This window comes from Streptomyces erythrochromogenes, assembly GCF_036170895.1.
In the GTDB taxonomy this organism is placed as follows: Bacteria; Actinomycetota; Actinomycetes; order Streptomycetales; family Streptomycetaceae; genus Streptomyces; species Streptomyces erythrochromogenes.
On record NZ_CP108036.1, the window covers coordinates 3,907,460 to 3,930,995 of the forward strand.

At 72.1% G+C, this 23,536-nt stretch carries 19 protein-coding genes; 6 read left to right on the top strand and 13 right to left on the bottom strand.

The window, feature by feature from the left end; translation table 11 throughout:
• Window positions 1-113 precede the first annotated feature (113 nt).
• From OHA91_RS17575 to bldG, 4 genes are all read right to left on the bottom strand, one after another.
• Window positions 114-680 (bottom strand): small secreted protein, encoded by a 567-nt coding sequence (locus OHA91_RS17575; protein WP_266498934.1) that lies wholly within the window; start codon window positions 678-680, stop codon window positions 114-116.
• 162 nt (window positions 681-842) lie between these two features.
• Entirely contained in the window at window positions 843-3,242 is a 2,400-nt protein-coding gene (locus tag OHA91_RS17580; RefSeq protein ID WP_031147665.1) for a sodium-translocating pyrophosphatase, read from the bottom strand.
• A gap of 255 nt (window positions 3,243-3,497) precedes the next feature.
• Window positions 3,498-3,938: an ATP-binding protein gene (locus tag OHA91_RS17585; protein ID WP_031147663.1), complete on the bottom strand. Its 441-nt coding sequence runs from the start codon at window positions 3,936-3,938 to the stop codon at window positions 3,498-3,500.
• 122 nt (window positions 3,939-4,060) lie between these two features.
• Window positions 4,061-4,402 carry an anti-sigma factor antagonist BldG gene (gene bldG, locus OHA91_RS17590; protein WP_030028781.1) on the bottom strand — a complete coding sequence of 114 codons (342 nt, stop codon included), beginning with the start codon at window positions 4,400-4,402 and terminating at the stop codon, window positions 4,061-4,063.
• Between the two features lie 81 nt (window positions 4,403-4,483).
• Here bldG and OHA91_RS17595 point away from each other — a divergent pair, with 81 nt between their 5' ends.
• The gene (locus tag OHA91_RS17595; RefSeq protein ID WP_078959141.1) at window positions 4,484-6,955 is read left to right on the top strand and encodes a DEAD/DEAH box helicase; all 2,472 of its coding nucleotides are present in this window, start codon (window positions 4,484-4,486) and stop codon (window positions 6,953-6,955) included.
• A gap of 67 nt (window positions 6,956-7,022) precedes the next feature.
• Here OHA91_RS17595 and OHA91_RS17600 read toward each other — a convergent pair whose 3' ends face one another.
• The 7 genes from OHA91_RS17600 to ssd are packed head-to-tail and all read right to left on the bottom strand — an operon-like array spanning window position 7,023 to window position 11,992.
• The gene (locus tag OHA91_RS17600) at window positions 7,023-7,370 is read right to left on the bottom strand and encodes an Rv3654c family TadE-like protein (RefSeq protein WP_328739595.1); all 348 of its coding nucleotides are present in this window, start codon (window positions 7,368-7,370) and stop codon (window positions 7,023-7,025) included.
• Complete coding sequence (locus OHA91_RS17605) at window positions 7,367-7,696, bottom strand: TadE family type IV pilus minor pilin (RefSeq protein WP_031147656.1); 330 nt, start codon at window positions 7,694-7,696, stop codon at window positions 7,367-7,369. The genes OHA91_RS17600 and OHA91_RS17605 overlap by 4 nt, the downstream gene beginning before the upstream one ends.
• A gap of 43 nt (window positions 7,697-7,739) precedes the next feature.
• Window positions 7,740-7,937, bottom strand: coding sequence for a DUF4244 domain-containing protein (locus OHA91_RS17610; protein ID WP_031147655.1), 198 nt, complete (start codon window positions 7,935-7,937; stop codon window positions 7,740-7,742).
• A gap of 47 nt (window positions 7,938-7,984) precedes the next feature.
• A complete protein-coding gene (locus OHA91_RS17615; RefSeq protein WP_328739596.1) occupies window positions 7,985-8,758 on the bottom strand; it encodes a type II secretion system F family protein in 774 nt (257 codons plus the stop codon).
• Window positions 8,758-9,642, bottom strand: a complete 885-nt coding sequence (locus OHA91_RS17620; RefSeq protein WP_245240039.1) for a type II secretion system F family protein — start codon at window positions 9,640-9,642, stop codon at window positions 8,758-8,760. The genes OHA91_RS17615 and OHA91_RS17620 overlap by 1 nt, the downstream gene beginning before the upstream one ends.
• Window positions 9,639-10,787, bottom strand: coding sequence for a TadA family conjugal transfer-associated ATPase (locus OHA91_RS17625; protein ID WP_266498944.1), 1,149 nt, complete (start codon window positions 10,785-10,787; stop codon window positions 9,639-9,641). Before OHA91_RS17625 ends, OHA91_RS17620 begins: the two co-directional genes overlap by 4 nt.
• Entirely contained in the window at window positions 10,784-11,992 is a 1,209-nt protein-coding gene (gene ssd / locus OHA91_RS17630; RefSeq protein ID WP_266498945.1) for a septum site-determining protein Ssd, read from the bottom strand. The genes OHA91_RS17625 and ssd overlap by 4 nt, the downstream gene beginning before the upstream one ends.
• 492 nt (window positions 11,993-12,484) lie before the next feature.
• Here ssd and OHA91_RS17635 point away from each other — a divergent pair, with 492 nt between their 5' ends.
• On the top strand, window positions 12,485-13,360 hold the full coding sequence (locus OHA91_RS17635) for an HAD-IB family hydrolase (protein WP_266498946.1): 876 nt from the start codon (window positions 12,485-12,487) through the stop codon (window positions 13,358-13,360).
• A gap of 383 nt (window positions 13,361-13,743) precedes the next feature.
• On the opposite strand, the gene OHA91_RS17640 is transcribed toward OHA91_RS17635, so the two are convergent.
• Window positions 13,744-14,565, bottom strand: coding sequence for a Fic family protein (locus OHA91_RS17640; RefSeq protein WP_266498948.1), 822 nt, complete (start codon window positions 14,563-14,565; stop codon window positions 13,744-13,746).
• Window positions 14,566-14,674: 109 nt separating this feature from the next.
• Between OHA91_RS17640 and OHA91_RS17645 the strand changes: the two genes are divergently transcribed.
• On the top strand, window positions 14,675-15,733 hold the full coding sequence (locus OHA91_RS17645) for an ATP-binding protein (protein WP_245240038.1): 1,059 nt from the start codon (window positions 14,675-14,677) through the stop codon (window positions 15,731-15,733).
• On the opposite strand, the gene OHA91_RS17650 is transcribed toward OHA91_RS17645, so the two are convergent.
• Window positions 15,687-16,988, bottom strand: a complete 1,302-nt coding sequence (locus OHA91_RS17650) for a polysaccharide deacetylase family protein (RefSeq protein ID WP_031147639.1) — start codon at window positions 16,986-16,988, stop codon at window positions 15,687-15,689. The two genes, OHA91_RS17645 and OHA91_RS17650, sit on opposite strands and share 47 nt — an antisense overlap.
• 237 nt (window positions 16,989-17,225) lie before the next feature.
• On the opposite strand from OHA91_RS17650, the gene OHA91_RS17655 reads away from it, so the two are divergent.
• The 3 genes from OHA91_RS17655 (at window position 17,226) to nhaA (ending at window position 23,521) form a co-directional block, all read left to right on the top strand.
• On the top strand, window positions 17,226-19,718 hold the full coding sequence (locus OHA91_RS17655; RefSeq protein ID WP_051892848.1) for a bifunctional SulP family inorganic anion transporter/carbonic anhydrase: 2,493 nt from the start codon (window positions 17,226-17,228) through the stop codon (window positions 19,716-19,718).
• A gap of 161 nt (window positions 19,719-19,879) precedes the next feature.
• Entirely contained in the window at window positions 19,880-21,880 is a 2,001-nt protein-coding gene (gene acs / locus OHA91_RS17660) for an acetate--CoA ligase (RefSeq protein WP_328739597.1), read from the top strand.
• A 207-nt stretch (window positions 21,881-22,087) separates the two neighbouring features.
• Window positions 22,088-23,521, top strand: coding sequence for a Na+/H+ antiporter NhaA (gene nhaA, locus OHA91_RS17665; protein WP_328739598.1), 1,434 nt, complete (start codon window positions 22,088-22,090; stop codon window positions 23,519-23,521).
• Window positions 23,522-23,536 lie beyond the last annotated feature (15 nt).

The following is a 23,536-nucleotide window of genomic DNA, read 5'->3' on the forward strand; positions in this document are numbered from 1 at the left end:
GCCCGTCGCGCCGGTCACCGCGGGCCCAGATGCACGAAAGGGCGGCCTGGCTCCCTCGCGGGAGCCCGGCCGCCCGGGTCCTCGTACGGCGCGGTACGCGCCCTGCGGGCCGGTTACTTGGGCGATGCCGAGGTCGCCGCGACCTGGCAGCCCTTCTGGCTGTTGATGGCCTTGTCGAGGCCGCCCGCGTTGAGCGTGGCGAGGGCGTCCTGGCCGCCCTTCGTCGCCTCCTGCAGACCGCCCGCGACCTCCTTGAGGCCGTCGGCGAACTTCGTCTGGTCCGCCGGGTCGAGGGCGTCCATCTTGGCCTTCAGGTCGGCGTACCCCTTGGAGGTCGCCTCGAAGCCCTTCACCGCCGCCTCCTGGGTCGTGGCGCCGTTCTTGACCGGCGGCACGCCCGCCTGCTGCAGGGCGCTGCCCATCGTCTTGTACGACTCGGACATGGTCGCGAAGGCCGCCGCGTCGGTCTGCTTGACCTCGTCGGGCTTGCTGCTCTCCGTGGCCACGCGCTTGATGTCGGCGTTGGCGGTCTCGATCTTCTTGAGTTCGGGCTGCCACTGGTCGCAGACCTTCTTGGCCCAGGCGTTGGCCTTCTCGTCGCCGTCGTCCCCGCCGCAGCCGGACAGGACGAGCATCAGCACCGCACTGCCCGACAACGCGGCCGCAAGCTTCTTGTTCACCGGATTGGTCCCTTCGAAGGCTCTCGGCCCGGAAGATACACGCCTGCCATCCGAGGACGCACAAAGGCGGACAGACGGCGCGTCAGTCCGCGCCGCCTGTCCGCCGTTCGGGCGCACGGCCGGCCCTGCCCGGCCCGGCCCGTCCTTCGGCCGGGGCGTCGGTCAGGAGACCGTCGCCGGGTCGGCCGACTGGGCCACCCGCTCGGCCGTCCCGTCGTTCTCGTCGCCCACGGCGATGCCGCGGCGCTTGGAGACGTACACCGCGCCGACGATGACGCCGATCGCGAGGACCGCGACGATCGCCCGTACGGTCGGGCTGGTGTCCGCGCCGTAGCTGAACTGCACGACGGCGGGGGCGATCAGCAGCGCCACCAGGTTCATGACCTTGAGCAGCGGGTTGATCGCGGGACCGGCGGTGTCCTTGAACGGGTCGCCGACCGTGTCGCCGATGACGACCGCCGCATGGGCCTCGCTGCCCTTGCCGCCGTGGTGGCCGTCCTCGACCAGCTTCTTCGCGTTGTCCCACGCGCCGCCGGAGTTGGCGAGGAAGACCGCCATCAGCGTGCCCGTGCCGATGGCGCCGGCGAGGAAGGACCCGAGGGCGCCCACACCGAGGCTGAAGCCGACCGCGATCGGCGTCAGTACGGCGAGCAGGCCGGGCGTGGCGAGCTCGCGCAGCGCGTCCTTGGTGCAGATGTCGACGACGCGCCCGTACTCGGGCTTCTCGCTGTAGTCCATGATCCCGGGGTGCTCGCGGAACTGGCGGCGCACCTCGTAGACCACCGCGCCCGCGGAGCGGGAGACGGCGTTGATGGCGAGTCCGGAGAACAGGAAGACCACGGCCGCGCCCAGGATCAGCCCGACGAGGTTGTTGGGCTGGGCGATGTCCAGGCTGAGGTTCAGCTCCCCGGCCTTGGCGCCGACTTCCTTGACCGCGACGGCGATCGCGTCGTTGTACGAGCCGAAGAGCGCGGCGGCGGCGAGCACGGCCGTCGCGATGGCGATGCCCTTGGTGATGGCCTTGGTGGTGTTGCCGACGGCGTCCAGGTCGGTCAGGACCTGCGCGCCGGCGCCCTCGACGTCGCCGGACATCTCGGCGATGCCCTGGGCGTTGTCGGAGACGGGCCCGAAGGTGTCCATGGCGACGATGACGCCGACGGTGGTGAGCAGACCGGTACCGGCCAGGGCCACCGCGAAGAGCGCGAGCAGGATCGACGTACCGCCGAGCAGGAACGCCCCGTAGACGCCGAGGCCGATCAGCAGCGCCGTGTAGACGGCGGACTCCAGGCCGACGGAGATTCCGGCGAGGACGACGGTGGCGGCTCCCGTCAGGGAGGACTTGCCGATGTCCCGGACGGGACGGCGGTTGGTCTCGGTGAAGTAGCCGGTCAGCTGCTGGATCAGGGCCGCCAGCACGATGCCGATGGCGACGGCGACGACGGCCAGGACGCGCGGGTCACCGGAGTGGTTGGTGATCGCCGCGTTCTCGACGCCGACGAGGTCCTTGTAGCTGGACGGCAGGTAGGCGTAGACGGCGATCGCGACCAGCACCAGGGAGATCACGGCCGAGATGAAGAAACCGCGGTTGATGGCGGTCATGCCGCTGCGGTCGCTTCGGCGCGGGGAGACCGCGAAGATGCCGATCATCGCAGTGATGACGCCGATGGCGGGGACGATCAGCGGGAAGGCCAGGCCCAGGTCGCCGAAGGCCGCCTTGCCGAGGATGAGCGCGGCCACGAGGGTGACGGCGTAGGACTCGAAGAGGTCGGCCGCCATTCCGGCGCAGTCTCCGACGTTGTCGCCCACGTTGTCGGCGATGGTCGCGGCATTGCGCGGGTCGTCCTCCGGAATGCCCTGTTCGACCTTGCCGACCAGGTCGGCGCCGACGTCGGCGGCCTTGGTGAAGATTCCGCCGCCCACGCGCATGAACATCGCGATCAGGGCGGCTCCGAGACCGAAGCCCTCCAGGACCTTGGGGGCGTCCGCGGCGTAGACCAGGACGACGCAGGAGGCGCCGAAGAGGCCGAGGCCGACGGTGAACATGCCGACCACGCCACCCGTGCGGAAGGCGATCTTCATCGCCTGGTGGGAGACCTCGGTCAGGTCCTTGGCGGGCTCCCCCTCGGCCGGGGTGGCCCGGCGCGCGGCGGCGGCGACGCGCACGTTGGCGCGGACCGCGAGGCGCATGCCGATGTAGCCGGTGGCCGCCGAGAAGATGGCGCCGACGAGGAAGAAGGCGGAACGTCCCGCCCGCTGGTTCCAGTCGTCGGCGGGGAGCAGGAAGAGCAGGAAGAAGACCACGACGGCGAAGATGCCGAGGGTGCGCAGCTGCCGGCCGAGGTAGGCGTTGGCGCCTTCCTGGACGGCGGCCGCGATCTTCTTCATGCTGTCGGTTCCCTCGTCGGCGGCGAGGACCTGGCGGACCAGGATCTGCGCGACGACGAGTGCGGCGAGTGCCACGGCCGCAATGACCATCACGATGAGCCGATTGTCATCGGTGAGTACTGCGGATGCCAGATCAGCGGTGCTATCCGGCGCGAGAGGGGTGAAGAGCCCCGTCATTCGTCCTCCTTGACGTGATGAGCTCAAGATGTGGACGGATTGTAGGGAGCGCACCCCGATCAAAACAGTGCGCAGGAAACGCAATTGGCGTGGTCCTGCTCCTCAGCAATAGATCGCGTCACTCCATTACCCTCGAAAGTAGTAATGGGGCAAAGGCATTGACGGATGCTCATTGATCTAGGGAAATGAAAAAGGCCCTGCTCAGCAGGGCCTTGATAAAGATCAGAAGATAGGAGGGAATGCGCGGGGTGGATCTCAAGGAAGGTCGGAGGGCGCCGGGACGGGCCAGCTCATCCGGATGCTCCCGCCCGATTCCCCACTGGTCACCTCGACGTCGTCGACGAGCCCGCTGATCACCGCGAGCCCCATCTCGTCCTCGGTGTCCCCGTCGGACTCCTGGACCGCGGCGATCCCGGACACGGTGTCGGCCGGGATCCCGGCCGGGCCGGGAACCTCGTCGCCGACCTCGATGGAGAACGTCTTGTCCTCTTCGGTCAGCACCACCCGGACGGGCGCGGTCAGGCCGTTGCTCCGGTGGAGTCCGACGGCACGCGAACAGGCTTCGCCCACGGCGAGGCGGACCTCGTCGAGGACGGCTTCTTCCACGCCGGCCCTGCGCGCCACGGCGGCCGCGACCAGGCGGGCCGTCCGGACGTGTTCGGGCTGGGCGCTGAAGCGCAGTTCAACGGTGGCCATGCGCGTCCCCCTCGGACTACGGGCGTGCCTTGACAGGGGCCCGGGCCATCCATGGCCCGGCACCCCCGCTCTCCTTGCCGGCCCCCAGCTGCCCGGAGACTGCCGGGGGCCGCCTGGAGCCGTCAGTCGGTGGCGTTGACGGCGTCGTCCACCGTGGTGTGGATCGGGAACACCTTGGTCAGACCGGTGATGCGGAAGATCTTCAGGATGCGCTCCTGGTTGCACACCAGGCGGAGCGAACCCTCGTGCGCGCGGACGCGCTTGAGACCTCCCACGAGCACACCAAGTCCGGTGGAGTCGAGGAAGTCCACTCGCTCCATGTCGACGACCAGGTGGTAGCTGCCGTCGTTCACCAACTCGACCAACTGCTCGCGCAGCTTGGGCGCGGTATACACATCAATCTCGCCACCGACCTCCACGACCGTACGGTCGCCGACAGTGCGAGTCGACAGGGACAGGTCCACGGATCCTCCAGCACCTTGCTATCGAGCGGCGCCCCCCAGGGGCCTCCCCACCCGAAGGTAGGTGAGGGATTGGCTGCCGCAATGGCATTCAATCACTTACCGGCAGGCGCGCACGACGCCTTCCGACCATTGTCCCGCACGCCGGTGACACACTCGGTTCCGATGGCCAACACTCACGGTCCCGGACGGCCCACGGCAGACGCGGACTCCCGACCCACCCCCGGCACGGTCCTGGACCGCCTGTCACGGGGGCCTTTCCGGTCTGCGCGCATCACCCATACGGAGCACTTGCCCCCTCGGGAGGGCCGTCATGCAGTCTGGCCCGACCGCATCCGAACGGATGTAGTAGCCGCGATCCAGTCCGCCGGGATCGCCCATCCGTGGGAACACCAGGCCGCGGCCGCCGAACGCGCCTTGGACGGCGAATCCGTGGTCGTGGCCACCGGCACCGCCTCGGGCAAGTCCCTGGCCTACCTCGCGCCGGTCCTCTCGGCCCTCGCGGACGGCGCACAGGCGCCGAACGGCAGGGGCGCGACCGCCCTCTACCTGGCCCCCACCAAGGCCCTGGCGGCCGACCAGCGGCGGGCCGTACGGGATCTGGCCGCCCCCCTGGGCAACGCCGTCCGCCCCGCGGTCTACGACGGGGACACGCCCGTCGAGGAGCGCGAATGGGTGCGCCAGTACGCGAACTACGTCCTGACCAACCCCGACATGCTGCACCGCGGGATCCTCCCGGCCCACCCGCGCTGGTCCTCCTTCCTGCGCGCCCTGCGCTACGTGGTGATCGACGAGTGCCACACCTACCGCGGGGTATTCGGCTCCCACGTGGCACAGGTCCTGCGCCGGCTGCGGCGGCTGTGCGCCCGCTACGGCTCCGACCCGGTGTTCCTGCTGGCCTCCGCCACCGCCAGCGACCCGGCGGCCGCCGCGTCCCGGCTGACCGGGCTACCGGTGACGGAGATCACCGACGACGCCTCACCGCGCGGCGAGGTGGTCTTCGCCCTGTGGGAGCCGCCGCTGCTCACCGAGCTGCGGGGCGAGAGGGGCGCTCCCGTACGCCGTACGGCCACCGCGGAGACCGCCGACCTGCTGACCGACCTGGTGGTCCAAGGCGTCCGTACGGTCGCGTTCGTGCGCTCCCGGCGCGGCGCCGAGCTGATCTCCGTGATCACGCAGGAACGCCTCGCGGAGGTGGACCGGTCCCTGCCCCGGCGGGTCGCGGCCTACCGGGGCGGCTACCTGCCCGAGGAGCGCCGGGCCCTGGAGCGGGCCCTGCACTCCGGCGAGCTGCTGGGGCTGGCCGCCACGACCGCCCTGGAGCTGGGCGTGGACGTCTCCGGCCTGGACGCCGTACTGATCACCGGATACCCGGGCACGCGGGCCTCCCTGTGGCAGCAGGCGGGCCGGGCCGGACGCTCGGGCCAGGGCGCCCTGGCCGTGCTGATCGCCCGGGACGATCCGCTCGACACCTATCTGGTCCACCATCCGGAAGCGCTGTTCCGCCAACCGGTGGAAGCCACCGTCCTGGACCCCGACAACCCGTACGTCCTCGCACCCCACCTGTGCGCGGCCGCGGAGGAGCTCCCGCTGACCGAAGCGGACCTGGAGCTCTTCGGCCCGGCCACCGAGGAGCTCCTCCCCCAGCTCGAGGCGGCGAAGCTGCTGCGCCGCCGGGCGGCCGGCTGGCACTGGACCCGCCGGGAGCGGGCCTCGGACCTGACCGACATCCGGGGCGGCGGCGGCCGCCCGGTGCAGATCGTCGAGGCCTCCACCGGCCGGCTGCTGGGCACGGTCGACGAGTCGGCGGCTCATACCGCCGTCCACGAGGGGGCCGTCCACCTCCACCAGGGCCGTACGTATCTGGTGCGGCACCTGGACCTGGAGGGCTCGGCGGCCCTCGTGGAGGCGGCGGACCCGCCCTTCTCCACCACGGCCCGTGACACCACCTCCATCTCCATCCTGGAAACCGAGACCGAGATCCCCTGGGGCTCGGCCCGGCTCTGCTTCGGCTCCGTGGAGGTGACCAACCAGGTCGTCTCCTACCTGCGCCGCAAACTGATCACCGGCGAGGTCCTCGGCGAGGCCAAGCTGGACCTGCCGCCCCGCACCCTGCGCACCAGGGCCGTCTGGTGGACGGTGACCGAGGACCAGCTCGACGAGGCCCGGATCAACCCGGAGATCCTCGGCGGGGCCCTGCACGCCGCGGAACACGCCTCCATCGGCATGCTGCCGCTGTTCGCCACCTGCGACCGCTGGGACATCGGCGGCGTGTCCGTGCCGCTGCATCCCGACACCCTCCTCCCCACGGTCTTCGTCTACGACGGCCACCCCGGCGGCGCCGGCTTCGCGGAGCGGGCCTTCCACACGGCCGGCGCCTGGCTGACGGCCACCCGCGACGCCATCGCCGCCTGCGAGTGCGAGGCCGGCTGCCCCTCCTGCATCCAGTCCCCCAAGTGCGGCAACGGCAACGACCCCCTCCACAAGCGCGGCGCCATCCGCCTCCTCACCCGCCTCCTCTCCGAATCCCCGCAGACCCCGTCCCCCGCCCCCTGACCCGTCCGGGGACGCACCCTCGGGCGGGTTCTCCCGGACGCCGCCCGTACGGGCCCCTGCGGAGCCCTCAGCCCGGCGGCTCCCGGGGCGGACCCGCGCGGGCCCGGATCTCGGGCTCGAACGGGCCCGCCGCGACCCGGGCGGCCACCTCGGCGACCTCGCCCCCGAGGCGGCACCCCGCGAGCGCCGCGCCCTGCGCCCGGGCCACCCGGAGCGCCGTGGCGCAGGCGGTGTCCGGCCCGTGCGCCCAGGTGGCCGCCGCCGCGAGCGCCGCCAGGTCCGCTGCCGCCGCCGCCCGGTGACGGGCCACGACGGCCTGGCCGAGCAGCAGCACCCCCGCGAACACCGCGCCCAGCACCGTCGCCACCAGCGCCGCCCAGACCGTGGCCGAGCCCCGGTCCCGGTCCCGGCTCACGGCGGCGGCCCCACGCTGTCCTCGGCGAGTGCCACCGCCTGCGCGCCCAGCCGCAGCGGGATCCCGGCCGGCCCCGGAGCGGGCGCCGCCACCCGGACCCGCCAAAGGTCGCCCACCCGCTCCAGCTCCACCCGCGCCCCCGGCGGCGCGGCCTCGCGAGCCGCCGCCACCGCCACCTCCGCCGGCTCCGACCTGGACGCCGCCCGGGCACCGGCCCGGGCCGCGTCCACGCACCGGATCTGTCCGGCAGCCGCCATCAGGGCCCACACCAGCGACGCCGCGAAGAGCACCAGCGCCGGAATCACCAGGGCGGCCTCCGCCGTCACATATCCCCGGTCCCGTTTTCCCCGGCCCCTCCCGGACCTCTCCTCAGAACGGCACATCGAGCGCCTTCCCGATGGTCGACTGAAGCGCCGTGGCGACGACTTCGCTCGTCACCACCTTGTAGAGAACGGCCGCGAATGCGCAGGCCGCGATCGTGCCCATGGCGTATTCCGAAGTGGACATCCCCGCGTCGCTCCCGCGGCCGACGAGCGCCGCCCGTACACGAAACCAGATGATCCTCATGGCAACCTCCTGTGGATTTCCCTTGTTGATGTGTGGTCAATGCGACTTCAGGGGTTCGAGAGAAGTCCCGAGGCCATACCGATCACCACCGGCGCGACCCCGATCGAAAGAAATGCGGGGAGGAAGCACAGCCCCACCGGTGCGGTGACGAGGACTGCCGCCCGCTGCGCCCTGGCCCCGGCGCGGCGGGCCCGGTCCTCCCGGAGCCCGGAGGCGAGGCGGGACATCGGCTCCGCCGCGGGCGCCCCGGTCCGCGCGGCCCGCTCCAGGCATTCGGCGAGCGCCCGGGCACCCGGTATCTGCGCCAACCTCCCCCACCCGTCGCCCGGTTCGCCGCCGAGCCGCAGCTCCGCCCCGGCGCTCGCGAGCCGCTCGCCCACCGGGCCGCCCAGCGACTCCCCCACCACCTCCGCGGCCTCCACCGGCCCGGCTCCGGCCGCCAGGCACGCGGCCAGCAGATCGGCGGCGAACGGCAACTGGCGCTCCGCCTCCCGCGGATCCACCCCGGCCGGCGGACGCGGCCCGGCCCGCAGGCGCCGCACCACGACCGCGGCCAGACAGCCGACGACCACACCGGCCACACCGCCGACGAGCACCCAGCCCGCCAGCAGCGCCCCGGCCGGAGCCGCCCATGCCACCGCCGCTCCCCGCAGCGCGGAGCCGGACACCGGCCCGCGCGACCCCGGCCGCACCCCCAGCAGCACCGCGGCCCTGCGCCGGACGGCGCGCGCCCTGACCCGCGCCGCCACCGCCGACACCATCCACAGGACGGCCGCCGCGCCCAGGACGATCCCCAGCCTGTGGACGAAGAAGCCGGCCATCACCGCTCCCCCGCCCGGACGATCCGCCGGCACCACAGCAGCCCCAGCGCCTCCAGCACCCCGCCCGCCAGCAGACAGCCCCACCCCATCGGGGTGTGGAGCAGGACCCGCAGCGGATCCGCGCCCAGCCCGGTGCCGATCAGCAGGCCCACCAGGGGCAGCAGGGCGAGCACCAGCACCGTCGACCGCGCCCCCGCCAACTGGGCCCGCAGGGACTCCTGCCGGTCCCGCTCGGCCCGCAGGGCACCCTCCAGCCGGTCCAGCCCGGCGGCCAGCCCCGCACCGCCGTCCACCGACACCCGCCAGCAGGCGGCCATCCCGGCCAGCCCCTCCGCGCCGGGCTCCCGCGCCGCCTGGCGCAGCGCCCCGGGCACGTCCCCGCCGAACGCCGCGGCGGCCAGCACCCCCGCCTCCGCCGCACCCGGCCCGCCGGGACCCGCGGCCGTCCGCCGCATCGCCGCCATCAGCGCCTGCCCGGGCTGGGCCCCCGCCCGCAGCTCACCCACCGCCGCCCCGCACAGGGCCACCACCTCGGCGGCCCGCGCGGTGCGGGCCCTCTCGCGCGCCCGCACCCGCAGCCACCGCCGTACCAGGGGTACCGCGGCCGCTCCGGCCAGCAGCGGGAGCACCGACCCTCCCAGGACCGCGATCACCAGCCCGGCCCCGAGGCAGGCCCACTCCCGCCAGCGCACGGCCCGCACCCGCAGGGCGCCCAGCAGCAGCTCCCGGCGCGGCGGCCCGCACCCGAGCGGCTCGCCGCCTCCGGCGAGCACCACCCGGGCCCGCCGGGAGGCCCGGTCGCACCCGGTGATCCCCCAGGCGGCCGCGCCCGCGCACAGCACCCCGGCGAACAGCGGCAGCGGCAGCCCCGCCCCGGCGCTCACCGGGCACCTCGCAGCAGCGGCCGCAGCCGCTCCCAGCCCTGCTCCCGCACGAAGCCCCGGGCGGCCCACCTCAGCGCGGGCACGGTCACCACCAGTCCGGCGGCGTCCCGCTCCAGCACGTGCACCTCGGCCACCCGGCGCCGCCCCTCCCTGTCCCGCACCAGGTGCAGCACCAGGGTGAGCGCGGCGGCCAACTGGCTGTGCAGAGCGCCCCGGTCGAGCCCTGCGGCCGAGCCCAGCGCCTCCAGCCGGGCCGGGACGTGCGCGGCGGCATTGGCGTGCACCGTGCCGCAGCCCCCCTCGTGGCCGGTGTTCAGGGCGGCGAGCAGGTCCGCCACCTCGGCTCCCCGCACCTCGCCGACCACCAGCCGGTCGGGCCGCATCCGCAGCGCCTGCCGCACCAGGTCCGCCAGCGTGACCAGCCCCGCCCCCTCCTGGTTGGCCGGCCGGGTCTCCAGCCGCACCACGTGCGGATGGTCGGGGCGCAGCTCGGCCGAATCCTCGGCCAGCACGATCCGCTCGCCCGGGCCCACCAGCCCCAACAGGGCGCTGAGCAGGGTGGTCTTGCCGGTTCCCGTCCCACCGGAGACGAGGAAGGACAGCCGGGCCTCGACCATGTCCCGCAGCAGCCGCTGCCCGCCCGGCGGCAGCGTCCCCGCCGCGACGAGCTCCTCCAGCGTGAACGCCCTTGGCCGCACCACCCGCAGCGACAGACAGGCCGAGCCGACCGAGACCGGCGGCAGCACGGCATGCAGCCGGGTGCCGTCGGGCATCCGGGCGTCCACCCAGGGCCGGGCGTCGTCGAGACGCCGCCCAGCCACGGCGGCCAGCCGCTGGGCGAGCCGGCGGACGGCCCCCGCATCGGCGAAGGTCACTCCGGTCAGCTCCAGCCCGCCACCGCGGTCCACCCACACCCGGTCGGGGGCGGCCACCAGCACGTCGGTCACCTCCGCGTCGGCCAGGAGCGGCTCCAGAGGGCCCGCGCCGACCAGTTCGGAGCGCAACTCGGCAGCCGCACCGAGCACTTCCTCGTCGCCCAGCAGCCGGCCCTGGGCGCGCAGGGCCGCCGCAACCCGCGCCGGGGTCGGCTCCGCCCCGCTCTCGGCGAGCCGTCGGCGCACCGCGTCCAGCAGTACCGCGCTCATGCCGGCACCTCCTGACCGGCGCCGAGGGCCCGCTGCCAGAAGCCGTCGCAGAAGCGGGCCAGGGCGCTGCGTCCCTGGGACCCCGGCGGCTCCCCCTCCGCCACCCGCCCCGGGAGCCCCACCTCGACGGGCACCTCACCGGCCAGCGGCGCCCCCAACAGCCCTGCCACGGCGTCCGGATCGAGTCCGCCCGGGCAGCGGCCCCGTACGACGACGCGGACGTCCCGGGCCACCATCCGCACCCCGGCGGCCACCCGGCCCGCCGCGGCCACCGACCGCAGCTCGCCCGGCACCACCATCAGCACCAGGTCGAGCTGGGCCAGCACCTCGGCCACGGCCTCGTCCACCCGGCGCGGAAGGTCGACCACGACGACGCCGCCCCGGCGGCGCGCAGCGGCCACCACCGAGCGGACGGCGGCCGGCGGCACGACCACCCGGTCGCCGCGGTCCCAGCTGAGCACCCGCAGTTCGTGCAGTTCGGGCAGGGACTCCTCCAGCGCTCCGGCGCCCACCCGTCCCCGGGAGGCCGCGAAGTCCGGCCAGCGCAGCCCTTCGGCGCCCTCGCCGCCGAGCAGTACGTCCATGCCGCCGCCCAGGGGGTCGCCGTCGATGAGCATGGTCCGCTCACCGGCGCGGGCGGCCCGGACGGCGAGGGCGCAGGCGAGCGTGGAGGCTCCCGCGCCGCCGCTGCCCCCGATCACCCCGACGGCGAGGGCGGGCCGTCCGGCCCCCTCGACGACATCGGCGATCCGGTCCACGAGCCGGCTCTCGGCATCGGGGAGGCGCAGCACCTCCTCGGCGCCGATCTCCAGCGCCCGTTGCCACACGAGGGGGTCGTCCAGGTTCCGCCCGACGAGGAAGACCCCGGTCCTGCGCGGCGCGCCCCGCACGCGCCCCGCGGCGTCGTCCCCGACCAGCACGAGCGGGGCCGAATCCCAGCCAACTCCCCCATGGTTGAAGCCAGTTGAAAAATCCGTCGGATCCGCCCCGCTGCCGGCGGGTCCGCCCTCCGCTTCCACGACCGCACCGCTGCGTCCGGGCACCGCATGGAGCACGTGCGGCTCGGCCCCGGCCGCCGCGCACAGCCTCAGCAAGTCGTCGAGCAGCAGGGGGTCTTCGGTGATGATCAGCGGCCGGCCTCCGGCGGCCCCGGCCGCGGACGCCGATGCGGCGGTGGCCCCCGCCCCTGCCGCCCTTCCGGTCATCACGGACTTCGGCGTTTCGCACGACTTCGATCGAGCCACGATCTCCGCCCCCTTCTCACTGCAAATCCCAGCACCGCGGACTTCGCGGCTGGAATCACCGTGCAGCGATCAGGAAAAAGAAGTGGATCTTGCCCAATAACTGTGGACAACCCATCGATTGTGAATAACCCGGTCACCCTCACAGGTGAGTTCCGGAGCGCACGGGAACAACTACGCAGCGTCACAAGTCTGACGTGATGAGGGACTGCGACAGGCGGGCCCCGCACAAGAGGAAGGGCCGAGGAGATGGTCGATCGGGGCCGAAGCCGGGGACGCGAACCGCGTCCGGACATGCGACGACCCCCGCCGGGGGGGAGAGCGGGGGTCGTCCCCACGGTCCGACTCGGGGGGGGAGGAGCCAGACCGGGTTAGCACGGTCGCGAACGATCCGTGACTTCCATGGTGTACCCGAGAGCCCTCTCAGGCAAACCCACGCGCCACACCTTACGCCGAATGGTGGGCGCATATGCTCGGGGCGTGGAAAATCAGCCCTTGCCGCACTCCTCTCCTCGCACCGCAGCCTTCTTCGACCTGGACAAGACGGTCATTGCGAAGTCGAGCACCTTGACGTTCAGCAAGTCCTTCTACCAAGGCGGCCTGATCAACCGGCGAGCCGTGTTGCGCACCGCCTACATCCAGTTCATCTTCCTGGCCGGCGGCGCCGACCACGATCAGATGGAACGGATGCGGGAGTACCTGTCCGCCCTCTGCAAGGGGTGGAACGTGCAGCAGGTGCGGGAGATCGTCGCGGAGACCCTGCACGACCTCATCGACCCGATCATCTACGACGAGGCCGCCTCCCTGATCGAGGCCCACCACACGGCGGGCCGGGACGTGGTGATCGTGTCGACCTCCGGCGCGGAGGTGGTCGAGCCCATCGGAGAGATGCTCGGCGCGGACCGGGTGGTCGCCACGCGCATGGTCGTGGGCGAGGACGGCTGCTTCACCGGCGAGATCGACTACTACGCCTATGGCCCCACCAAGGCGGAGGCCGTACGGGAGCTCGCCGAGTCGGAGGGCTACGACCTCGCCCGGTGCTACGCCTACAGTGACTCGGCGACCGACATCCCGATGCTGGAAGCGGTCGGGCACCCGCACGCCGTCAACCCCGACCGCGCGCTGCGCCGGGAGGCGGCGGCCCGCGAGTGGCCGGTGCTGGTCTTCAACCGCCCCGTGCGGCTGAAGCAGCGGTTCCCCGGGCTGTCGATGCCCGCACGCCCGGCACTGATCGCCGCGGCCGCCGTGGGCGCGGCGGCCGCCACCGCCGGGCTGGTCTGGTACGCGAGCCGCCGCCGGGCCCTCGCCCTGTCGGCCGCCCGCTCCGCCTGATTGCCCCACCTGCACCGATTCGGGCTGTCCGGTTCGCCCCTGCTCGTCCAGGAAAGTAAAAAGTGGAGCTAGGGGTTTCGCATAGCAGCGAAGCGGAGTACAAATAAAGCAACGGCCCGCGAGACCAAAGAACATCCGAGAGGATCATCTTTAAAACGCAGTAAGGCCCACGGACCGAAGCATGAACGCCGAGCACCCACGCGACGTCGACCCGTCGATTACGGGCCAGCCGCACCAGGTGACGGGCAAAGTACCCGACCTGATGGGCAACCTTCGAGGACGCTTGGTACCTGGGCGTGAATGCCAGCGGCGACACCAGAGCAGTACGGTGTCGCCGCAACCCATGTCCGGGCCTCGTCAGAGCCCCGGCCCCCTCGCCGAACTCAGGCCGCGCCGCGCTGCAGGGCCTCGCAGACCGCCGTCGACTCCCGCACCCCGAGCTCGATCGCACGGCCGCAGTGGCCGATCCAGGCCGCCATGCCCTCCGGGGTTCCGGAGAGATAGCCCTCGAAGGCAGCCAGATAGGCCTCGGTGCCCTGCTCCGCGTGGCCGACCTCCGCCGGGCAGATCGCCTTGGGGTCCAGCCCGCTGTTGATCAGGACGATCCGCTCGGCCGCGCGCGCAACCAGCCCGTTGTACGAGCCGAACGGCCGCAGGGCCAGCAGCTCGCCGTGCACCACCGCCGCCGTGACCAGCGCAGGGGCCGAACCGCCCGCGATGACGATCCGGGACAGGCCGTCGAGGCGGCCGGCGACCTCGTCGGCCCCCGGCAGCGGCGCCTCCACCAGCGGCTCCACCACCGGCTCGCCCGCCAGGCGCGGCCGGCCCACCACGTCCCCTTCGGCCGTCGACCCGACCGCCACCAGGTGCAGGCGCGCCAGGACCCGCAGCGGCGACTGGCGCCAGATGCTCAGCAGCTGGCCGGCCTCGGCCGTGAGCCGCAGCGCGGCGCCGACAGTCAGCGCCTCCGGCTCCGCGCCGAAGTCGGTACGCCGCCGCACCTCCTCCAGCGCCCAGTCCGCGCCGGACAGCGCCGCGCTGCCGCGGGCGCCGCGCAGGGCGGCCTCCGAGGTGATCTCACCGCTGCGGCGGCGCATCACCCGGTGCCCGTAGACCCGGTCCACGGCCTTGCGTACGGAATCCACGGAATCGGCGACACCCGGCAGCCCGGCCAGGCCGGCCAACGGGTCAGAAGCGCTACTCATAAGTAGGGAGCCTACGCACTGCGCGGGCATGGCACCGACCCCTCCTTGGAGTGGTCTTCTTCACTCACCTTGACAACTCAGTGCTACTTACCCACTACGCTTGGTGAACATGAAGATCGCTTTCGTGGGAAAGGGCGGCAGCGGCAAGACGACCCTGTCCTCCCTCTTCATCCGCCACCTCGCAGCCAATGAAGCCCCCGTCGTCGCGGTGGACGCCGACATCAACCAGCACCTGGGCGCCGCGCTCGGGCTCGCCGAGGACGATGCCGCCGCACTGCCCGCCCTGGGCGCGCACCTGCCCCTGATCAAGGAGTACCTGCGGGGCTCCAACCCGCGCATCGCGTCCGCCGACATGATGATCAAGACCACACCGCCCGGCCGGGGCTCGCGCCTGCTGCGCGTCACCGAGGACAACCCGGTGTACGAGGCCTGCGCGCGCACGGTCCTGCTCGACGGGGAGCCCGTACGCCTCATGGCCACCGGGCCGTTCACCGAGGCCGATCTGGGTGTGGCCTGCTACCACTCCAAGGTCGGAGCGGTCGAACTCTGCCTCAACCACCTGGTCGACGGACCGGACGAGTACGTGGTCGTCGACATGACGGCGGGCTCCGACTCCTTCGCCTCGGGCATGTTCACCCGCTTCGACGTGACCTTCCTGGTCGCCGAACCGACCCGCAAGGGCGTCTCCGTCTACCGCCAGTACAAGGATTACGCGCGGGACTTCGGGGTCGCGCTCAAGGTCGTCGGCAACAAGGTGCAGGGCCCGGAGGACATCGAGTTCCTCCAGGACGAGGTCGGCGAGGACCTGCTGGTCACCGTCGGGCACTCCGACTGGGTAAGGGCGATGGAGAAGGGACGCCCGGCCTCCTTCGAACTGCTGGAGGCGACCAACCGGTTCGCCCTCCAGTCGCTCCAGGACGCCGCCGACGACTCGTACGCGCACCGCGACTGGGACCGGTACACCGAGCAGATGGTGAGCTTCCACCTCAAGAACGCGGAGAGCTGGGGGAACGCCAAGACCGGGGCCGACCTGGCGGACCAGGTCGACCCCGGCTTCGTCCTGCGCGAGGGCCTGGACGCCCTCGGCGCGTTCGACGGCGGCGCGGGCGTCGAGGAGATCGTCAGCCCTCGTCCCCAGTCTCCTCGGCCGGCTCCGCAGCCGGCTTGACGCCGGCGGGGGCGGCCGGCGGCGCCGGCGGCCCCGCGGTCAGGAACTTCGTCCAGCCCTCCTTCGGCGCCTCGCCGACGTCGAGGGTGCGCATCCACTCCAGGGCCTTCGGGTCCTGGGCGTCCAGCCAGTCCACCAGCTCCCGGAACGGCACGCAGCGGACCTCCTTCTGGGTGCACATGCCCTTGATCGACTCTTCGACGGCGCGCATGTAGGTGCCGCCGTTCCAGGACTCGAAGTGGTTGCCGATGATCAGCGGCGCGCGGTTGCCCTGGTAGACGCGGTCGAAGGCCTGCCGCAGGCCGTCGCGCATCTGGTCGCCCCAGTAGGTGTGCTGGGACGGGTCGCCCTGCGAGGTCGTCCCCGACTGGTTGACCATGTAGTTGTAGTCCATGCTCAGCGTGTCGAAGGCGCGGCCCGGCATGGGCACCAGCTGGAGCGGGATGTCCCAGAGCCCGTCCGTCTTCTTGGGCCAGATCTGCTTGCTGATCCCGCTGGAGTCGTAGCGGAAGCCCATGCCCTTCGCCGCCAGCATGAAGTTCTTCTGGCCTTCGAGGCAGGGGGTGCGGGCGCCGATGAGCTCCTTGTCGTAGTCGAAGGGGAGCGACTCCTCCTGCTTCAGGCCCGCGTTGGTCTTCCAGTTCTTGACGAAGGACTTGGCCTGGTCGATCTCGCTCTTCCACTCGTCCACGGACCAGGTGCCGACGCCGCCGTCGGGCCCGCAGAAGTGCCCGTTGAAGTGGGTGCCGATCTCGTTGCCCTCCAGCCAGGCCGCGCGGACCTGGGTGGCGGTGTCCTTGATGCCCTGGAGGTCGCCGAATCCGATGTCGGAGCGGCCGGGCGAGTGCTGCGGAGCGGTGTAGAGGAAACGCTTCTCCTCAGGGAGCATGTACACGCCGCTGAGGAAGTACGTCATCCGGGCGTTGTACTTCTTGCCGACGTCGCGGAAGTGCGAGAAGAGCTTCTGGCTGTCCTCGCCGGCCCCGTCCCACGAGAACACGACGAACTGCGGGGGCTTCTCCCCCGGCTTCATCTTCTGCGGCTTCTGCACGTTCGGCTGCGGTCCGGTGTACGCGGTCGAACCGTCGCCGATGGGGCGATTGACACTGCCGGGGGCCTCGGCGGCGCCCTTGCGCGCGTTCGGGCCTCCGGCGGCCGGGGACTTCGCGGGTTCCGAGGCGGTGCACCCGGCGACGCCCAGGACCAGCGCCGTGGCGACCAGGCCGCCGGCGATCTTCTTCGTGGCGGCGATCATCCGCCCCACCTCTCCCTCGCTGTTGCATCGCAGGTCTTCCGCGCCGCAACGTCCCATGCGGCCCTGCGCGAGGAAGGTATGACAAGCCGGACAAAATGCTTAATCACCCTTGAGTGCTAATTCATAGACCATTTGCCCGAATTATCCACTACTGATCTTTACTCTCCATTACCATCCATTTACTGAGCGTTGAGACTCCCGCCGCTTCACCCCTCATCCCCGAGGAGACGGGACCCCATGACAGCCACTTCCCCCACACGCACACCCCAAGGGGTTCGCAAGGACCTCCCCGCGGACCTCTCCGCCTCCATCGCCGTCTTCCTGATCGCCATGCCGCTCTCCCTCGGCATCGCCCTGGCCACCGGAGCGCCGCTCCAGGCGGGCCTGGTGGCGGCCGCGGTGGGCGGGATCGTCGCCGGACGCCTGGGCGGCGCTCCGCTCCAGGTCAGCGGGCCCGCCGCCGGACTCACCGTGGTCACCGCGGAGTTGATCCAGCGCTACGGGTGGCGCACCACGTGCGCCATCACCGTGCTCGCCGGGGTCTGCCAACTCGGCCTCGCCGCCCTGCGCACCGCCCGGTCCGCGCTCATGGTCAGCCCGGCCATCGTGCACGGCATGCTCGCGGGCATCGGCGTGACCATCGCGCTGGCCCAGCTGCACATCGTGCTCGGCGGCACCCCGCAGAGCTCGGCCGTGGCGAACGTCCTCGGTCTGCCCGGCCAGTTGGCCGACCTGCACCCCGTGGCGCTCGGCATCAGCGCGCTGACCCTGGTCGTCCTCCTCGGCTGGCCGCGGCTGCCCGGGCGGACGGGCCGCGCCCTGCGCAAGGTGCCGGCACCCCTCGCCGCCGTCGCCACGGCCACCGCCTTCGCCGCACTGGCCGGGCTCAGCCTGCCCCGGGTGGACCTGCCGTCCTGGCGCAGCCACGCCCTTCCCGAAATGCCCGAAGGGCCGGTCCTCGGCCTCATCGCCGCCGTATTGACCATCACCCTGGTCGGAAGCGTGGAGTCCCTGCTCTCCGCGGTCGCGACCGACAAGCTGATCGCCTCCGAGCGCGGCACGGACAACCGCCCGCCGCGCGCCGACCTCGACCGGGAACTGCGCGGTCAGGGCGCGGCGAACATCGTCTCCGGAGCCCTGGGCGGTCTGCCCATCACGGGTGTGGCCGTGCGCAGCGTGGCGAACGTCAAGTCCGGTGCGGCCAGCCGCAAGTCGTCCATGATGCACGGGTTCTGGGTGCTGCTCGCGGCGTTCCTGCTGGTCCCGCTCCTCGACCTGATCCCGCTGGCCACGCTGGCCGCCCTGGTCATGGCGGTGGGCGTGCAGATGGTCAGTATCACGCACCTGCGCAGCGTCACCCGGCACCGCGAGGCCCTCGTCTACGGGACGACCATCGTGGCCGTGGTGCTCGGCGGGGTGCTGGAGGGCGTGGCCGTGGGCATCGCGGTGGCCGTCGCCCTGGCCCTGCACCGGCTCACCCGGACCCGGATCACGCTGGAGCGGCTGGACAGCGGTGTCCACCGGGTGCGGGCGCGCGGGCAGTTGACCTTCCTGGCGGTGCCGCGGCTGAGCCGGGTGCTCAACCAGATCCCGCACGACACGCACGCCGTGGTGGAGCTCGACGGCTCCTTCATGGACCACGCGGCCTACGAGACGATCCAGGACTGGCAGCAGTCACACCTGGCGCACGGGGGATCCCTGGAGGTCACCGGCCGCTCGGGCCAGGCGGCCCGGATCACCGGAGCGGACCCGGGCGCGGCCGGCAAGGCCGGCTCCCCCGGCGGAGCGGACGGGGCCGACGGGGCCGACGGCGTCGGCGGGGCCCACAGGTCCGGGCGCGGCCACGACGCCCGCCATGCCGAGGGCGGCCACCCGGGCGAGCGGTCCCGCCGCGCCCAGCAGCGCGGGACGCACCAGTGCTGCCGCCCCTGGACCCCCTGGCAGAACCACTGCGACCACCGCGCGCCCTCCACCCGTACGGCCACGGCCGCGACCATGGCGGAAGCGGCGGCCGCGGAGGACGGCGGGGCGCAAGACCTCTCGCCGACGCCCCGGCGGCGCGGCGCGGGCCAACTGGCCAGCGGGATCAGCGCGTTCCAGCGCGACACCGCACCCCACGTACGCGACGAGCTGGCCCGGCTGGCCCGCGAGGGCCAGCGGCCCTCGCAGCTCTTCATCACCTGCGCTGACTCCCGACTGGTGACAAGCATGATCACGGCGAGCGGCCCGGGAGACCTGTTCACCGTGCGCAACGTCGGCAATCTGGTGCCGCTGCCCGGCGCGGAGTCCACGGACGACTCCGTCGCGGCGGCCATCGAGTACGCGGTGGACGTGCTGCAGGTGGACAGCATCACGGTCTGCGGGCACTCGGGCTGCGGGGCCATGCAGGCCCTGCTCAGCTCCGCGCCCGGGGTCGCGATGACCCCGCTGCGCCGCTGGCTGCGGCACGGGCTGCCCAGCCTGGCGCGGATGGCCAGCCGCCACCACGCCTGGGCCCGGATCGCGGGCCGACTCCCCGCGGACGCCGTGGAGCAGCTGTGCCTGACGAATGTGGTCCAGCAGCTGGAGCACCTGAGGGCCCACGAATCGGTGGCCAGGCGGCTCTCCGAGGGCACCCTGGAGCTGCACGGGATGTACTTCCACGTGGGTGAGGCCCAGGCGTACCTGCTGTCCGAGGGCGAGGACTTCTTCGACTGCAGGGTCTTCGACACCGTCGGCCAGCACGTCTGAACCGATACTCTCCGGTATCCGTGCCATCGATTGGCCCCTTCCCGCAGCCTTCAGCGGGGAGGGGCCCTTCGCACGCCGTTCTCGTGCGGGCCGTCTCCGTGATATAGGTCTAAACCAATTTCAGGCTACCCCTTGTCACCTGGGCCGCAGACTGATGAGCTATGCCCGGGGACACAACGGACACCCTGGGAAAGGGAGATGTCGTGAGCAATGAAAGCCTGGCCAATCTGCTCAAGGAGGAGCGGCGGTTCGCACCGCCCGCCGATCTGGCCGCCGCCGCCAATATGAAAGAGGCTGCGTACGCACGGGCCGACGCGGACCGGCTGGGCTTCTGGGCCGAGCAGGCCCGGCGGCTGACCTGGGCCACCGAGCCGACCGAGACGCTCGACTGGACGAACCCGCCCTTCGCGAAGTGGTTCGCCGACGGCAAGCTGAACGTCGCGTACAACTGCGTGGACCGCCACGTCGAGGCCGGCAACGGCGACCGCGTCGCCCTCCACTTCGAGGGCGAGCCCGGCGACAGCCGCGCGATCACCTACGCCGAGCTCAAGGACGAGGTCTCCAGGGCCGCCAACGCCCTGACCGAGCTGGGTGTCGAGGCCGGCGACCGCGTCGCCGTCTACCTCCCGATGATCCCCGAGGCGGTCGTCGCGATGCTCGCGTGCGCCCGTATCGGCGCCGCGCACTCCGTGGTCTTCGGCGGCTTCTCCGCCGACGCCGTCGCCTCCCGGATCCAGGACGCCGACGCCAAGCTGGTCATCACCGCCGACGGCGGCTACCGCCGCGGCAAGCCCAGCGCCCTGAAGCCCGCCATCGACGAGGCCGTCGCCAAGTGCCCGCAGGTCGAGCACGTGCTCGTCGTACGCCGCACCGGCCAGGACACCGCCTTCACCGAGGGCCGCGACGTCTGGTGGCACGAGGTGGTCGCCCGCCAGTCCGCCGAGCACACCCCGCAGGCCTTCGACGCCGAGCACCCGCTCTTCATCCTCTACACCTCGGGGACCACGGGTAAGCCGAAGGGCATCCTGCACACCTCCGGCGGCTACCTCACGCAGGCGGCGTACACCCACCACGCGGTCTTCGACCTGAAGCCGGAGAGCGACGTCTACTGGTGCACGGCCGACATCGGCTGGGTGACCGGGCACTCCTACATCGTCTACGGGCCGCTCGCGAACGGCGCCACGCAGGTCATGTACGAGGGCACGCCGGACACCCCGCACCAGGGCCGCTTCTGGGAGGTCGTGCAGAAGTACGGCGTCACGATCCTCTACACGGCGCCCACGGCCATCCGCACCTTCATGAAGTGGGGCGACGACATCCCCGCGAAGTTCGACCTGTCGAGCCTGCGCGTGCTGGGCTCGGTCGGCGAGCCGATCAACCCCGAGGCCTGGATCTGGTACCGCAAGCACATCGGCGGCGACCGCTGCCCGATCGTGGACACCTGGTGGCAGACCGAGACCGGCGCGATGATGATCTCCCCGCTGCCGGGCGTCACGCACACCAAGCCGGGCTCCGCCCAGCGCGCCCTGCCCGGAATCTCCGCCACCGTCGTGGACGACGAGGCGCACGAGGTCCCGAACGGCGGAGGCGGCTACCTGGTCCTCACCGAGCCGTGGCCGTCGATGCTGCGCACCATCTGGGGCGACGACCAGCGCTTCATCGACACCTACTGGTCGCGGTTCGAGGGCAAGTACTTCGCGGGCGACGGCGCGAAGAAGGACGACGACGGCGACATCTGGCTGCTGGGCCGGGTGGACGACGTGATGCTGGTGTCCGGTCACAACATCTCGACCACCGAGGTCGAGTCTGCGCTCGTCTCGCACCCCTCGGTCGCCGAGGCGGCCGTGGTCGGCGCCGCCGACGAGACCACAGGCCAGGCCATCGTGGCCTTCGTCATCCTGCGCGGCAGCGCCTCCGAGACCGAGAACCTGGTCGCGGACCTGCGCAACCACGTGGGCAGCACGCTCGGCCCGATCGCCAAGCCCAAGCGGATCCTGCCGGTCCAGGAGCTGCCGAAGACCCGCTCGGGCAAGATCATGCGCCGCCTGCTGCGCGACGTGGCGGAGAACCGGGCGGTCGGCGACGTCACCACGCTCGCCGACTCCTCGGTCATGGACCTCATCCAGAGCAAGCTCCCGGCGGCCGCCGGCAGCGAGGACTGACGGGGCGACACGGGCGAACCACACGGGAGGGGCACTCGGCGCGACGCGCCGGGTGCCCCTTTCGCGCATAAAGTGATGATCGCCGGATACGTCCTCGCGTACACCCTGTAAAATATTGAAAGCGTAAAAGCTCCACAGGGTGCGCCGGGAAGTCTGGTCGGCAACGAGTTCCGCCATGCCGTCCAACAGCCCCCGGAGGTGCCCCTCGTGGCCGCGCCCAGCCCCACCGACCACAAGAGCCGCAAGCTGCTCGGCCGCCTCTCGCTGCCCGAGAGCCGCTACATCGCCGATGCCCTGCGGGCCGAGACGGTGGGCGGCGTCCTGTTGCTCGTGGCCGCGATCGCCGCCCTGCTGTGGGCCAACATCCCCGCCATCTCGGACAGCTACGCGAGCGTCCGGTCCTTCCACATCGGCCCCGCCTCCCTCGGCCTGGACCTCTCGCTCCAGCACTGGGCCGCCGACGGGCTCCTCGCCATCTTCTTCTTCGTCGCCGGCATCGAGCTCAAGCGCGAGCTCGTCGCGGGCGATCTGCGCGACCCCAAGGCCGCCGCGCTCCCGGTGATCGCCGCGCTCTGCGGCATGGCCGCGCCCGCGTTGGTCTACGCACTGGTCAACGTCGCCGGCAACGGCTCGATGGACGGCTGGGCGGTCCCGACGGCCACCGACATCGCCTTCGCACTCGCCGTCCTCGCCGTCATCGGCACCTCCCTGCCCTCGGCCCTGCGCGCCTTCCTGCTGACCCTCGCCGTCGTCGACGACCTCTTCGCCATCCTGATCATCGCCGTGTTCTTCACCAGCGAGATCGACTTCCTGGCGCTCGGCGGCGCGCTCGTGGGACTGGTCCTCTTCTGGTTCCTGCTCCGCCGCGGTGTCCGGGGCTGGTACGTCTACATCCCGCTCGCCCTGGTCATCTGGGGGCTGATGTACAACAGCGGCGTCCACGCCACCATCGCCGGCGTCGCCATGGGCCTGATGCTCCGCTGCACCCGCAGGGAAGGCGAGCGGACCTCACCCGGTGAGCACATCGAGCACCTGGTGCGGCCCGTTTCGGCCGGTCTCGCCGTGCCCCTCTTCGCGCTCTTCTCCGCCGGCGTCTCGCTCTCCGACGAGGCCATCGCGCAGGTCTTCACCCGCCCCGAGACCCTCGGCGTCGTCCTCGGCCTCGTCGTCGGCAAGGCCGTGGGCATCTTCGGCGGAACCTGGCTGGCCGCCCGCTTCACCAAGGCCGAGCTGAACGAGGACCTGGCCTGGCCCGACGTACTCGCCGTGGCCTCGCTCGCCGGCATCGGCTTCACCGTCTCCCTCCTCATCGGCGAGCTCGCCTTCGCCGGCGACGCGACCCTCACCGACGAGATCAAGGCCGCCGTCCTGATCGGCTCCCTCATCGCCGCCGTCATCGCATGCGTCCTGCTCAAGCTCCGCAACCGCCGCTACCGCGAGCTCACCGAGGCCGAGGAGCGCGACGAGGACCACGACGGCATCCCGGACATCTACGAGGAGGACAAGCCCGACTACCACCTGCGGATGGCGAAGATCTACGAGGACCGGGCCGCGGAACACCGCCGCAAGGCGGAGAAGGCGGCCGCCGCCGCGCCCCAAACCGCAGCCGGGTCCACCACCGAGGCCGACCGTCCGGCATGATCTGAGTGACGACGC